General features: G+C 61.4%; 11 protein-coding genes. 5 read left to right on the top strand and 6 right to left on the bottom strand.

Features of this window, described 5'->3' with window-relative positions; translation table 11 throughout:
* Window positions 1–51: 51 nt before the first annotated feature.
* Window positions 52–2,508 (bottom strand): acyl-CoA dehydrogenase FadE, encoded by a 2,457-nt coding sequence (gene fadE / locus BN1136_RS01215; RefSeq protein ID WP_043761797.1) that lies wholly within the window; start codon window positions 2,506–2,508, stop codon window positions 52–54.
* 254 nt (window positions 2,509–2,762) lie between these two features.
* Between fadE and lpcA the strand changes: the two genes are divergently transcribed.
* The 3 genes from lpcA (at window position 2,763) to BN1136_RS01200 (ending at window position 4,887) form a co-directional block, all read left to right on the top strand.
* Window positions 2,763–3,341, top strand: coding sequence for a D-sedoheptulose 7-phosphate isomerase (gene lpcA, locus BN1136_RS01210; RefSeq protein WP_043761851.1), 579 nt, complete (start codon window positions 2,763–2,765; stop codon window positions 3,339–3,341).
* Window positions 3,342–3,461: 120 nt separating this feature from the next.
* Window positions 3,462–4,259: a class II glutamine amidotransferase gene (locus tag BN1136_RS01205; protein ID WP_043761796.1), complete on the top strand. Its 798-nt coding sequence runs from the start codon at window positions 3,462–3,464 to the stop codon at window positions 4,257–4,259.
* Window positions 4,260–4,551: 292 nt separating this feature from the next.
* Window positions 4,552–4,887, top strand: a complete 336-nt coding sequence (locus BN1136_RS01200) for an Hpt domain-containing protein (protein WP_043761795.1) — start codon at window positions 4,552–4,554, stop codon at window positions 4,885–4,887.
* 12 nt (window positions 4,888–4,899) lie between these two features.
* Here the strand turns inward: BN1136_RS01200 and BN1136_RS01195 are convergent, their stop codons facing one another.
* Window positions 4,900–5,823, bottom strand: coding sequence for a gluconeogenesis factor YvcK family protein (locus BN1136_RS01195; RefSeq protein ID WP_043761794.1), 924 nt, complete (start codon window positions 5,821–5,823; stop codon window positions 4,900–4,902).
* Between the two features lie 116 nt (window positions 5,824–5,939).
* Here BN1136_RS01195 and BN1136_RS01190 point away from each other — a divergent pair, with 116 nt between their 5' ends.
* The gene (locus BN1136_RS01190; protein ID WP_043761793.1) at window positions 5,940–7,118 is read left to right on the top strand and encodes an FIST signal transduction protein; all 1,179 of its coding nucleotides are present in this window, start codon (window positions 5,940–5,942) and stop codon (window positions 7,116–7,118) included.
* A gap of 18 nt (window positions 7,119–7,136) precedes the next feature.
* A complete protein-coding gene (locus BN1136_RS01185; RefSeq protein WP_043807943.1) occupies window positions 7,137–9,218 on the top strand; it encodes a PAS domain-containing hybrid sensor histidine kinase/response regulator in 2,082 nt (693 codons plus the stop codon).
* Between the two features lie 258 nt (window positions 9,219–9,476).
* Here the strand turns inward: BN1136_RS01185 and BN1136_RS01180 are convergent, their stop codons facing one another.
* The 4 genes from BN1136_RS01180 to narQ all read right to left on the bottom strand — a co-directional run bounded on the left by BN1136_RS01180 (window position 9,477) and on the right by narQ (window position 13,426).
* The gene (locus BN1136_RS01180) at window positions 9,477–10,052 is read right to left on the bottom strand and encodes an LON peptidase substrate-binding domain-containing protein (RefSeq protein WP_043761791.1); all 576 of its coding nucleotides are present in this window, start codon (window positions 10,050–10,052) and stop codon (window positions 9,477–9,479) included.
* A gap of 311 nt (window positions 10,053–10,363) precedes the next feature.
* A complete protein-coding gene (locus tag BN1136_RS01175; protein ID WP_043761790.1) occupies window positions 10,364–10,789 on the bottom strand; it encodes a globin domain-containing protein in 426 nt (141 codons plus the stop codon).
* Window positions 10,790–11,075: 286 nt separating this feature from the next.
* The gene (gene narL, locus BN1136_RS01170; RefSeq protein ID WP_043761789.1) at window positions 11,076–11,714 is read right to left on the bottom strand and encodes a two-component system response regulator NarL; all 639 of its coding nucleotides are present in this window, start codon (window positions 11,712–11,714) and stop codon (window positions 11,076–11,078) included.
* Window positions 11,714–13,426 carry a nitrate/nitrite two-component system sensor histidine kinase NarQ gene (narQ, locus tag BN1136_RS01165; RefSeq protein ID WP_043761788.1) on the bottom strand — a complete coding sequence of 571 codons (1,713 nt, stop codon included), beginning with the start codon at window positions 13,424–13,426 and terminating at the stop codon, window positions 11,714–11,716. Before narQ ends, narL begins: the two co-directional genes overlap by 1 nt.
* Between the last annotated feature and the right edge of the window lie 4 nt (window positions 13,427–13,430).

The following is a 13,430-nucleotide window of genomic DNA, read 5'->3' as shown; positions in this document are numbered from 1 at the left end:
TCTCTTCATGAAAAACGCCTCCACGAGGGAGGCGTTTTGACAGGGTCTGGATCAGGCTGCACGGTGGTAGGCTGAGGCTTCAAACAGCGCCTTGTTTGCCACCAGATCGACAGGGTCGAAGTCATCGACGTTGATGGTGCGCAGGCGACTTGCCTCGGCGCGGCGCAACAGCTCAGCTTCGGTCTGGTTGATGACGCCGAGAGTCAGACCGGCCTCCGCCACCTTGTCGAGCTGGGTGAAGGGACGTCTGGTGCCTTCGGCCTTGCACACCTTGTCAAACAGCGGCTCGGCGGTTAGCACGTCGTCGAGGGCCTGCTCCAGCAGCCCGAAGGGGTTGCCCTCCTCGCGGGTGAGGTACTGGCCTTCGGCCAGACGGCTGCGGGTCGCACTCGGCGTCTGTAGCAGGCGGGCCACCTGGCTGTCGAGCCTGTCGGAGGGACGCTTCAGGTCGCGACCCAGCGGCAGCACGATGGCGCGCAGCGCCAGCCCGATCCAGCGGTTCGGGAAGTTGCGCAGCAGCTCGTCGATGGCTTCCTGTGCCTTGAACAGGGCGTCTTGCAGTGCCCAGTGCAAGAGCGGCAGGTCTGCCTGCTGGCGGCCCTCGTCCTGATAGCGCTTGAGGGCGCTGGAGGCCAGATAGAGCTGGCTCAGCACGTCACCGAGGCGAGCGGAAACCCGCTCCTTGCGCTTGAGCTCGCCGCCCAGGGTACCCATCGCCATGTCCGACAGGAACGCCAGGTTGGCGGAGAGGCGGGAGAGCTGCTGATAGTAGCCCTTGGTCTGATCCTTGTACGGCGCTGCGGCGAAGCGGGCGCCGGTGAGGCCCAGCCAGAAGCTGCGCACCAGGTTGCTGATGGCAAAGCCCACGTGGCTGAACACCGCCTTGTCGAAGTCCTTGAGGGCCTGCTCCTTGTCCGGATGGCTGGCGGCCAGCATCTCGGGCAGCACGTAGGGGTGGCAGCGGATGGCCCCCTGACCGTAGATGATCATGCTGCGGGTCAGGATGTTGGCTCCCTCGACGGTGACCGCGATGGGGGCGCCCTGATAGCCGCGGGCCAGGTAGTTGTTCGGGCCCATGCAGATGGCCTTGCCGCCGTGGATGTCCATGGCGTCGATGATGCACTTCTGGGCACGGTCGGTGAGGTGGTACTTGACGATGGCGGAGATGACAGAGGGTTTCTCGCCGAGATCGATGCCGGTCACCGTCAGCTTGGCGGCGGCGCCCATGATGTAGGCGTTGCCGCCGAGGCGGGCCAGCGGCTCTTCAATCCCTTCCATCTTGCCGATGGGCAGTTTGAACTGGCGACGGATGCGGCTGTAGGCGCCGGTGGCCAGGGCCAGCATCTTGACGCCGCCGGTGCTGTTGGAGGGCAGGGTGATGCCGCGACCGACGGAGAGACACTCCACCAGCATGCGCCAGCCCTGGCCAGCCATGGCCGGGCCGCCGATGATGAAGTCGAGCGGCACGAACACCTCGTTGCCACGGGTCGGACCGTTCTGGAACGGCACGTTGAGGGGGAAGTGACGACGACCGATCTCGACCCCGTCGATGTCGGTGGGGATCAGGGCGCAGGTGATGCCGAGCTCCTCTTCGTCACCCAGCAGGTGATCCGGGTCGCGCAACTTGAAGGCCAGCCCCAGGACGGTGGCGATGGGGGCAAGCGTGATATAGCGCTTGTTCCAGGTCAGGCGCATGCCGAGCACCTCTTCCCCTTCCCACTCTCCCTTGCAAACGATGCCGAAGTCGGGGATGGAGCCCGCATCCGATCCCGCTTCCGGGCTGGTCAGGGCGAAACAGGGGATCTCCTTGCCGACGGCCAGGCGGGGCAGATAGTGGTCTTTCTGTTCCTCGGTGCCGTAGTGTTGCAGCAGCTCACCCGGGCCGAGGGAGTTGGGCACGCCGACGGTGGAGGCGAGCACGGCGCTGGCGCCACACAGCTTTTGCAGCACGCAGGACTGGGCGTAGGCGGAGAACTCCAGGCCGCCGTACTTCTTCTTGATGATCATGGCGAAGAACTTGTTGTCCTTCAGGTATTGCCACACCTCGGGGGAGAGATCGGCGCGCTCGTGGGTCACCTCCCAGTCGTTGACCATGCGGCACACCTCTTCTACCGGCCCGTCCATGAAGGCCTGCTCTTCGGCTGACAGCGTGCTGACCGGAATGGCGTGCAGCTTCTTCCAGTCCGGGTTGCCGGCAAAGAGGTCGGCCTCCCACCAGGTGGTGCCCGCTTCGATGGCTTCCTTCTCGGTACGGGACATCTCCGGCATGATGGACTTGTAGATCTTGAACAGCGGCCTGGTCAGCTGGTTGCGGCGAAACTCCACCAGGTTGAGGGGGATGGCGAGCACCGCGAACAGTACCCACACCAGCAGGGGCACGTGGCCATAGAGGGTGCCGGCGACCAGGGCGGCGGCCGTGGCAAGCGTGGCGGTGAACAGGGACGCCCGGCGGTATGCCATGGCGCCGATCACCAGGATCACCCCGAGCAGAGTGAGGGTCGTCGTCATTTTTCGCTCCTTGCAATGAGTAGCCGAAGTTGGAGAATCGTGGACTAACTGATCCAGAGGTCTGACCTGTTGGTCGTGGTCCCTGTTGTAATTCATACGCACAAACTTATCAAGCTGTTTACAAGCTTGTTACCTTGGCTCTGTGATCGGCATAACGCACGGTCCGCCGCATCTTGGCGGGCGGGGGGCGACGACTGGGCCGGCTTGTGCGACAATGCGGCCACCCTATGTTGGACCACGAGATCTCAAAGACCATGTACCAAGAACTGATCCGCAACGAATTGACTGAAGCTGCCGGCGTGCTCCAGGCGTTTCTGGCCGACGAGCAGAATCTGAAGAACATCGAGGCCGCCGCCAAACTGCTGGCCGCCTCCTTCAAAGAGGAAGGCAAGGTACTCTCCTGTGGCAACGGCGGTTCCCACTGCGATGCCATGCACTTCGCCGAGGAGCTGACCGGCCGCTATCGCGAGAACCGTCCCGGCTATGCCGGCATTGCCATCTCCGATCCCAGCCACCTCTCCTGCGTTTCCAACGACTTTGGCTACGACTATGTCTTCTCCCGCTACGTGGAGGCCGTCGGCCGTCGTGGCGACGTGCTGCTCGGCATCTCCACCAGTGGCAATTCCGGCAACATCCTCAAGGCCATCGAAGCGGCCCATGCCAAAGGCATGAAGGTGATCGCCCTGACCGGCAAGGACGGCGGCAAGATGGCCGGTCTGGCCGATGTCGAAATCCGGGTGCCGCACTTCGGCTATGCCGATCGCATCCAGGAAGTTCACATCAAGGTGATCCACATCCTGATCCAGCTGGTCGAAAAAGAGATGGCCAAGTAATCGGGCGGGCATCGAAGGTGGAGAGGCGCCCGGCTGGACGACAGATCCGGACGCCTCGCAGCCTGCCGACAAATCTGATGAAAGCAGAGATAATCATGTAATTCAGGGGGTTGACGGGATATGTGCGAACTGCTCGGCATGAGCGCCAATGTGCCGACCGACATCTGCTTCAGCTTCACAGGGCTGATGCTGCGGGGCGGCAAGACGGGCCCTCACAAGGATGGCTGGGGGATCACCTTCTACGAGGGGAAGGGGTTTCGCACCTTCAAGGATCCCGAACCCAGTGCCCAGTCCCCCATCGCCAAGCTGGTGCAGGCGTTGCCCATCAAGAGCCGCGCCGTGGTCAGCCACATCCGGCAGGCGAACCGGGGCTGCGTGTCGCTCGAGAACACCCACCCCTTCACCCGTGAGCTGTGGGGGCGCTACTGGACCTTCGCCCACAACGGCCAGCTGACCGGTTACAAGAAGCTGCCGACCGGCCGGCATCGTCCGGTGGGGGACACAGACAGCGAGCACGCTTTCTGCTGGCTGCTCGACAGGCTGGAGCAGAAATACCCCAAGCGTCCGGCAAATTTTCCCGCCATGTTCCGCTATCTGGCGACCCTGTGTGACGAGTTGCGCGGGCTCGGGGTATTCAACATGCTGCTGTCGGACGGGGAGTTCGTGATGACCTATTGCAGCAACAACCTCTACTGGCTGACACGCAGGGCGCCGTTTGGCGAGGCGAGCCTGCTGGATGAGGACGTGGTCATCGACTTTCAGAGCGAAACCACCCCGAACGACGTGGTGACCCTGATCGCTACCCGGCCGCTCACAGGCAATGAAAGCTGGGTGAAGATGGTACCCGGGGAGTTCTGCCTGTTCCGTCTGGGCGAGCTGGAGTATGGCAACGCAGCCAGATTGCCCGCCCGGCAATAAAAAAATACCAGGGTAGAATCCTACCCTGGTTCTTCGCAGCAGCCATACAGGCAAAAAGGGATGAGAGAGGTGTTGCTGAGCCGCATCATTCTCATGGGTTGCATTGTTACTTTAATGTTAATTTTGTGACAACCTTTATCTCTCCCCTCCATGGGGGACATGTCGATAACTTGAACCCGCTCACACTCCGACGCCGCCTTGGCGACCCGCACGCCACCGGAGGGTGGATGACAGCCGCTGTACCAATCGGCTATATTGTGGTCTGTTTGAATACCATCATAGGGAAGAGAAGATGGAATGGCTGGATCAGAAAGTGCTGCGGCAACTGGCAGATGACATCGGTCACGAGATGATGCCGGTCGTCATCTCGGTGTTTGTCGAAGAGGTAGGGGAACAGCTGGCCCAGTTAAGGCCACTCTATGATCAGCGGGACTGGTCCGCTCTGGCCCGTCTTGCCCACAGCATGAAATCTTCTTGTGGCAGCTATGGCGCCCAACCCAGCTATCAACAAGTCATGGCCCTGGAAGCAGCCTGTCGGCGGGAAGACGCGCAAGAAGCCGGGCGTCTGCTGAGCGAGCTGGAATATTCCCTGCCTCAGGTCTTCACCCACCTGGCCCAATTTCACTGATCCCCGGGCGGCTCAGCCCGCCTTGTCATGCGTTCTATGCCAGTTCAGGATGACGTTATCCAGCGCCTGCCTGAGCTTGAGGCGGTCGTGGCGATGGGGCAGGGCAGCCTCACCCAGGTTGGCTCGGACGAGGCAATGCTGCAGCTCGGGGTCCTCATGACCCTCGGGGGCCAGGATGGCATCGATCCGGCCCATGCCTATCCTCTCTTCCAGCCAGCGATGCTGATCGAGTAGAGTCAACTGACCCGCAGGCCCCTCTTCGGCGACCAGATTGCTGATGAAGACAACGATGGCGCCGCTGCTGCGGATCGCCTCGGCAATGTCGCACAGCAGCAGGGGAGGCATGACGGAGGTGAGAAAGCTGCCGGGACCCAGGATGATCATGTCGGCCTGGCTCAAGGCCAGGGCGGCCTCTCGAGTGGCCGGTACGGCCGGTTTCAGGCTCAGGGCCCGCGGCGGTGTAGTGAGCTGGTCGATGGAGACCTCTCCCAGGATCTGGTCGCCGCAGACGGTATGGGCGCACAAGTCGGTGGGGTGTTCGGACATGGGCAGCAGCGTCGGCTCGATCTCCAGCATGTCGCTGATGAGCCGGATGGCATCAAGAGGGCGGACACAGAGGTTGTCGAGGGCCAGCAGCATCAGGTTGCCGAGGTTGTGACCCGCCAGCTCGCCGCGGCCGGTGAAGCGGTACTCGAACAGCTGGCTGCCGATGCTGGGGGTGGTCACCAGCTGGTTGAGGCAGTTGCGCAGATCACCCCAGGCGATGCACTCCTGGCTCTTGCGCAGGCGTCCGGTGGAGCCGCCGTCATCCGTGGTGGTCACTATCCCCGTCAGCCGGGAGCCTAAAAACGAGAGGGAAGAGAGCACGCGGCCCATGCCGTGTCCACCGCCGATGGCGACGACCCGCTCGAAGTCATTGATATTTTTCTGCCACATGCAGTGATCCCGTGGGAGGCCAGCGAGCTTCATTCTAGTCTCTGCGGCCAGGTAATTGTTTGATAAAGGTATGATTTTTGCTTAAGAGCAGCATCCCATACCTGTAGGAGACGGTGTTGAACTTCCTGACGGCTCACTCGCTTGCCGAGACGACCCAACTGGCTGCCCAACAAATAGCAGAGCGGTTGCTTGCCCAATCTCCCCACGCCCCATCATTGTTGCTGGTCTATTTTACCCAAGCGCACGACGCTGCGGTACTGCGCCATGCACTCAAGGAGCACTTTCCCGACAGCCGGCTTATCGGCTGCAGCTCCTGCGGCGGTATCCTGACCCAGGCCGGGCACCATGCCCTGGCGGGCCGGGGTCTGGCGGTCGCAGCGCTTTATGATGACAAGGGCGCGTACGGCGTGGCCGGCCAGGTTGGCCAGACACCGGATGTGCGGACTCTGCTGCGCCGTGCCATCGCCGATGGCGGCCGCCCTGGCGAGCTGCCCCAGCTGGTCTTGCTGCACGCCAGTCCGGGTCTGGAAGAAGCCATGCTGGCGGGCATCGAGAGCGAATTTGGCGCGACCGTTCCCGTCGTCGGCGGATCCGCAGCGGATGACGGCGTGCGCGGCGAATGGCAACTCTGCTGGGATGAGGGAGCAGGGGGGGAGGGCTGTGTGCTGGCGGTGCTCTACCCCGGCTGCCAGCTGGCGTTCCAGTTTCATTCCGGTTATGTGCCAACCGAGCGCCAGGGCATCATCACTGCCCTCGACGGTCGCGAGGTGCTGACCATAGACCATGAGCCGGCGGCCCGGGTCTACGCCCGCTGGACTGAACGGGATAAACCCTGGCCGGTGGGCCCTATCCTAAGGGAGACGACGCTCTCCCCGCTGGCACGCCAGGTCGGCATGCTCGATGACATCCCCTACTACAAGCTCTCGCACCCCGAAGCGGTGACCGTGCGGGAAGGGCTTCGCCTCTTTACCGAAGCCCGGCTGGGGGAGCGCTTGCAACTCATGTACTGCAGTCAGGACGGGTTGTTGCAGCGCAGCCTGAATGCGGTGCGCATCGAGCCCGAATACGGCATGGCGGGGAGCATGCGACCCCTGGGGGCCTTGGTGATATTCTGCGCTGGCTGCCGCCTGGCTCTGGAGGAGCGGTTTGACGACGTGGTGACGCAATTTTGCCTGCGACTGGGGGAGATCCCCTTCATCACGCCATTTACGTTCGGCGAGCAGGGGAGATTGCCCCATGGTGAGCTGGCGCATGGCAACCTCATGGTATCGAGCGTAATCTTCCTCGAGAACTGACACTCAGCTGGATCCAAGATGACAGGCAATAGCGAACTCGAAACCCTGGGCGACAAGCTGCAGACCACGATGGTGGAGCTGATGCGCTGCCGGGAACGGGAGGCCAGATACCGCGAGGAGTCGCAGGCTCTGCTGTGTGGTGTGGCGACGCTGGCGCAGGCCCAGAGCCTGGAGCAGGTGCTGGAGAGCCTCATTCTCGCGCTCAAGACCTTCATCGGGTTTGAAGAGGCAGACGTGATCGCCTGGGAGGGGGCGAGCGGCACTACCCATCTCAGCACCCAGCCGGAAGAGGTCGGCCGCACCTGGTTGCTCTCTCCGCTCTTCTCCAGGGCCATCGATGGGGACACCCTGATCATCTATGATCCTGCCCAGTTGCCGGAGCTGGCCCCTCTGGTGGGGCAGGCTGGCTGGGCCAGCATCATGCTGACCGGGCTGAAAGGGCCAGGTTTCTCCGGTGTGCTGGTCTGTCGGCACAGTGCCGCAGGCACCTTCGATCTCAAGAGCAAGGCGGCGATGCAGCGCTGCCAGCCGCTCATCTCCCAGGCGCTGGTCAACATTGCCTACCGGGCCCGTCTGCAGGAGCAGGTTGAGCTCAAGACCCTGGCCCTGAAGGCCAGCGAGCAGCGCTTTCGCAGCTTCGCCGCCATGGCGTCGGACTGGTTCTGGGAGACGGATCCCGAGCACAGGCTCAGCTATGTCTCTGCGCCTGGCTACCAGAGGGAGCTGCTGGCCCGCCATGCCGGACGCAGCCTCTACGACTTTGCCCACGACAAGCAGGATCCCGCCTGGAGCAGTTACCGGCGTCTTATCGACCGCCATCTGTCGGTGCGGGGGATCCGCGTCCAGGTGTTGCTGGCCAACGGCCCCTGCTGGATGGAGATCCACGCCGAGCCTTGTCACGACCCCCAGGGGGCCTTCATCGGCTATCGGGGGACGGCGCGGGAGATAGGCAACCAGATCCGCCGCGAACAGGAGCTGGCGCGTGCGCGGGACGAGGCCGAGACGGCGAACCGCGCCAAGTCCCAGTTCCTGGCCATGATGACCCACGAGATCCGCTCCCCCATGAATGCCGTGCTGGGGATGCTGGATCTGCTGCAGCACGGGCAGCTCGACGCCCCGCAGCAGACCCTTATCGGTCATGCCACCCACTCCGCACACCTGTTGCAGACCATCATCGACGATGTGCTCGACTTCTCGAAAATCGAGTCCCATACCCTGACGCTGCACTGTGAGTCCTTCCAGCCCGCCGAATTGTGCCGGGCTCTGGTTGGCCCCCTGCAGGCACAAGCCAGCGCCAAGGGTATCGGCTTGTACTGGCACCTCGATGAGACGGTGCCATCCCGTCTGCAAGGGGATGCGGTGCGCCTCTCCCAGGTGATCGGCAACCTGCTCGGCAATGCGGTGAAATTCACGGCAGAGGGCTGCGTGCGACTCGCACTCACCTGGCAGGACGACAGGCTCAGGGTATCGGTCAGCGACACGGGGATCGGTATCTCCCCCGAGGATCAGGCGCAGCTGTTCGAACCCTTCTACCAGGTCGACAGTTCGGCGACCCGGCGCTTCTCCGGTTCCGGACTCGGGCTCGCCATCTGCCGGCGACTGGTACAACTGATGGGCGGGGACATTCGCGTGCAGAGCTCGCCGGGGCAGGGGAGCTGCTTCTGGTTCGAGTTGCCCGGGATGGCCACCCCCTGTTCCCCGGTAGCGGATCCAGCCAGCGAGGGGGTGGGTGCGCTCGATCTGGACGTGCTGGTGGTGGAGGACAGCCCGGTCAATCAGCTGGTGGTGTCGCTCATGCTGCAAAAACTGGCGTGCAGGGTGAGGGTGGCAAACAACGGCCTGGAGGCGCTGACACTGGTTGGTGAACGGCGACCGGATCTGATCCTGATGGATATGCGGATGCCCCAGATGGACGGGCTGGAGGCCACCCGTCGTCTGCGTGAACTGGGTTGCCAGGTGCCCATAGTGGCGCTGACGGCCAATGCGATGATGGAGGACAGGGCCCGCTGCCTTGCGCAGGGCATGGACGACTTTCTGGCCAAGCCCATCAGCCTGGCGCGGCTGCGCAATTGTCTGTTGCGGCACTGCCGGACCCGGTGAGCCGATTTTTGGGTAAAAAAAATGGTCAACTGGGTAGTTGACCAATTCTTCAGCAAATACTGAAGAGAGCACGGGATAAATCGGGTTGTACGGTCTTATATGAAAAAGTCGTGCCAACTTTTCATGACCTGTTTTTTGCGGTTTGTAGCCGAGTTAGGTGTTATTTATCGCTACGCTTGGTTGCAAAATGCAAATTACTACTTTCATTATAAGAATTTTACTGTCAGTAAATTCGCGTTTTGCAAACCGCTTCTTGACTCACTGTGCGATCAGTCGGCGTAAAAACTGGCGCGCCGCTTCACTGTTCTGTTTGGCAATCAACATCTGCTTTTCATAGATCGGCATGGGCAGGATCTCGAGCCAGCGCTGGCAGAGCCAGGACGCATCGTCGAACTGCTTGTCCGGATAGAGCTCATCAAGTTCCGGATACTGCTCAAACACCTCCCTCAATCTGCTGACCAACTGCTCGTCGCTGAAGTCGGAGTGGGCGCTGGGCCAGTTGGGCAGCGTCTCGACCTGCGCATGTCGCAGACCCGAGGCGTCAGTCTCCATCTCGTGGATGCAGAACCGTTCCAGACCCAGCACGGTTACCCCGAGCAAACCATCGTTGAGCGTATAGAAGTCCGTCACCTTGACGCGGGTGCCGACCGGCAGGATCCGCCCGCAAGTGCCCGTGCTGGTCGTCTCCTCCATGACGATGCCAAAGCCCCGATCTTCGATGAAGGACTCCTTGAGCATCTGGAGGTGGCGCGGCTCGAACAGGCGCAGGGGAAGTTTTCCGCCAGGCAGTATGTGTGAAGGCAAGGGGAACAGTGCCAGGTGTTGAAGTTTCATGTTCCATCCTCCGATGAGTCGTATCTGAATGTGACAATGCAGTGACCGTGCCAGAGAGTGGGAAGTGGGGAGGAGATGACCGGGAAATAGCGCGTGAAATTCTTTAATGGCTTTAAAATCAATATATTGAATGTTTTCTATTTGATGTGGTGAAGCACGAAACAGGCAGGATTCAGGTGAGGTTTAAGGGGCTCGAATATGCCCCATCTGCAGAATGGGGCTGCTTTCGCATATTGCAAAAATGGAACACGCAAATTGCCTGGGAGGAGGCACTGCTAGCCGCCTGCTGGCCGTCGATGGATAGGGCCGGATCAGTGAATGGATTCGGTGTTCCGAGTCAGTCCCTCCTTCATCAGGACGGCGATTTCGTCGTACATCTGCGACCAGGCGTCAGCCAGCGCGGGTGTGAAGTACTCCCCCAGACGCCGCGCCAAGACCAGGGTTAATGCCTGCTTCAGGGGTACGAACTGGTCTGGCTGCACATTGAATTTCTGGTGCTGTTTGCCGAGATCCCGAATGATGAAGCTCAATGCATCCAGCTGATCCAGACTGGTAATGACGGTATTCAGGGTGTCGGCAACCTTGGTGACGGGCATTTCCGGATTACTGGGAAAGAGAGTGCGCAGCTCCGGTGACAGGCGAAACAGCTCCTCATATACCTCTGCGACATAGGTGGTGCTCAGGGCGGTGACCTTGCCCCATGCCCTTTGCACCAGTTCTATCTGTTCGGCAGTCATGCGTTTTCTCCTCAGGCCAGTGAACGACATCCTGAAGATAATAATGCATTTACTCAGTAAAGTGCTGTTACACCTATGAACCACAAGGACGAAGGGGAGAGGCAGGTCAGATAAGTGCCGGGGAGGTCATGTTTGCTGCTGCGGGCGGGTTGCCTGGCAGTGTTGTTCCAAAGAGACAGCAGCCGCGTTACGCAGAGGGTTGTTACACCTATGAACCAGAGAGGGCAGGGGGGCACGCCAGCAAGGCGCCGGGGATGGCGGGCTTGCTGGCGCGGGGGCCGGTTGCCTAGTTGCGTTGTTCCAGATACATCACAGCCGCCTCCACGCGGCTTTGGGCCTCGAGCTTCTTGAGCAGGCTCTTGACGTGCACCTTGACCGTGCCTTCCGAGATGTGAAGGACGGAAGCCACCTGCTTGTTGGAGAGGCCCTTGGCTATCTCGCGCATGATCTGCATCTCGCGTCGGGTCAGGCTCTCCAGCTTCTGCTGCAGGTGATCCAGCTCGTAGATGTTCTCGAGGTAGGGGCGCAGCGGCTCGCTCAGGATCTGCTTGCCGGTCATGACATCGGCCAGCTGGGCGAGCAGCATGTCGGGCTCGGTGTCCTTGAGCAGGTAGCCATCGGCACCGGCCTTGAGCAGGGCCACCACGTCCTGGCGGGCATCGGAGACGGTCAGGATCACCACGCGGGAGGTGACCTCTTCGGCCCGCAGCGCCTTGAGGGTATCTAGACCGGACAGGCCCTTCATATTGAGGTCGAGCAGGATGAGGTCCGGCTCGGACTCCTTGGCCATGGCCACGGCGTCAGTGCCGTTGGACGCCTCGCCGACGACCTCGATGTTCTCTTCCAATTCCAGCAACTGCACAATTCCCTTGCGCATCAGGGGGTGATCATCTACGACCAGAACACTGTATTTCATCTCGTCCATCAGGCATCTCTTGTTAGGCTGGTGGGAAAGGTCAGGTGTACGCGGGTGCCTCCACAAGGCGGCTCACTGATGGTCAACTGGCCGTGCAATTTGCTGGCTCGTTCATTCATGATGCTGAGACCGTAGTGATTCACTGCCGAGCTTGCACCCCTTATTCCGACACCATCATCTGCAATCTGAACCAGAATGTTACCATCAGCCAGGGTCTCACAGCTAACGTCAATGCGCTCGGCGTTGGCATGCTTGATGGCATTGAGGACTGCCTCACGGATCAGCTGCAAGATGTGGATATGTTGTCCCGCCTCGAGATCGGTATCGGTCAGACCGTATTGAAGCCCTATCTCGGCCCGGGTCTGGGGCTTGAGTTGCTCCAGCATGACACCGATGGCCTCGCCCAGGTTGGCGTCGCCGATGCTGAGGCGGAAGGTGCCGAGCAGCTCGCGCAGTTGGGTATAGGCGTTGCCAAGCCCCTCGTCGATCTGCTGCATGGCGGCCTCGGTCTTGGCGGTATCTCCCTTGGCAAAAGATCGCTTGAGCAGGGTGGCCTGGATCTTGAGATAGGAGAGGGCCTGCGCCAGCGAGTCGTGTAGCTCGCGGGCGATGACGGCCCGCTCCTCCATCAACAGCAGGCGCTGATGCTGCAGCAGGGTCTGATCCTTGTGCAGCACCTGGGCCAGCAGCATGGAGAAGTTCTTCATCAGGCGCTCGTCGACGGGATGTGTGCTTATCATGTCGAGCCGGCCGTACTCCTCGTCATCCATCTGCAGGTAGAAACTCACCACGGCCTCGAGATCGCCGGGCCACCCTTTGCGTCCCGTGATATAGACGGGCATGGCATTGTGCTCGAAGCGGGTGAGGCGGATGTAATCGATGTGCTGGTGGGCGGCCGCCCGCTCCAGCAGTTTTTGCAGGGTGCGCCGGCTCAGCGGTGCCGCATGCAGTTTCTGGGCGGTGGAATAGAGGAAGGAGAGGGTGTCGTTGGCCTGCTGCAACTTGGCGGTCTTCTCCTCTACCTTGCTCTCCAGTTCCCGATAGAGCTTGCCGAGTTCTGCGGCCATGGTGGCAAAGGCCCCCGACAGTTCTCCCAGTTCGTTCTCACAGTGGGGGGGCAGGGTGAGATCGAATTCCTGGCGCTGGATCTGGCGGGCGCACAACACCAGCTGATTGAGCGGCGCTACCACCTGCTGGCGGGTAAAGCGGACTGTGCACCAGGCGATGGTGATGATGGCGAGCAGGCCAAGCCCCTCGGCCAGGGCCAGCATGCGCACCTTGAACTCGACGTGGTACTGCATCTGGTTGACGAAATCATCGATGGCAGCGACGAACTGCTCGGTATTGTCGGTATAACGGCTGGGAGTGGCGTTCTCGATGTGCTCGCGCATCATCTGCCACTGCAGCAACACCTCGCCATAGGTGCGGCGCAGGGAGGCGGGGGTGATCCAGCGCTGGGTCTCCTGCAGTTCGGGGGCGTTGAGGGTCTGCTCGAACTGGGCGAGCCGCCCCAGGACGGGCTGGTCCTTCTCGATTTCGTAGGCCATCCGGTAGGCCTGCATGCGCAATGAGCCAGACAGGTTGATGGCCTTGGCGTCCGGCACCGAATAGAAGAGGGTAACCATGGCCACCACGGCGATCAGGCTGGCCATGAAGAGGATCAGTACCATGGAACGACCGATGGCGCTGCTGACCGAGTGCACTCTGAACCATTTTCCCATGCCG

The organism is Aeromonas taiwanensis (assembly GCF_000820165.1).
GTDB classification, from domain to species: domain Bacteria; phylum Pseudomonadota; class Gammaproteobacteria; order Enterobacterales; family Aeromonadaceae; genus Aeromonas; species Aeromonas taiwanensis.
This window is presented reverse-complemented; position numbering and strand designations above follow the sequence as displayed.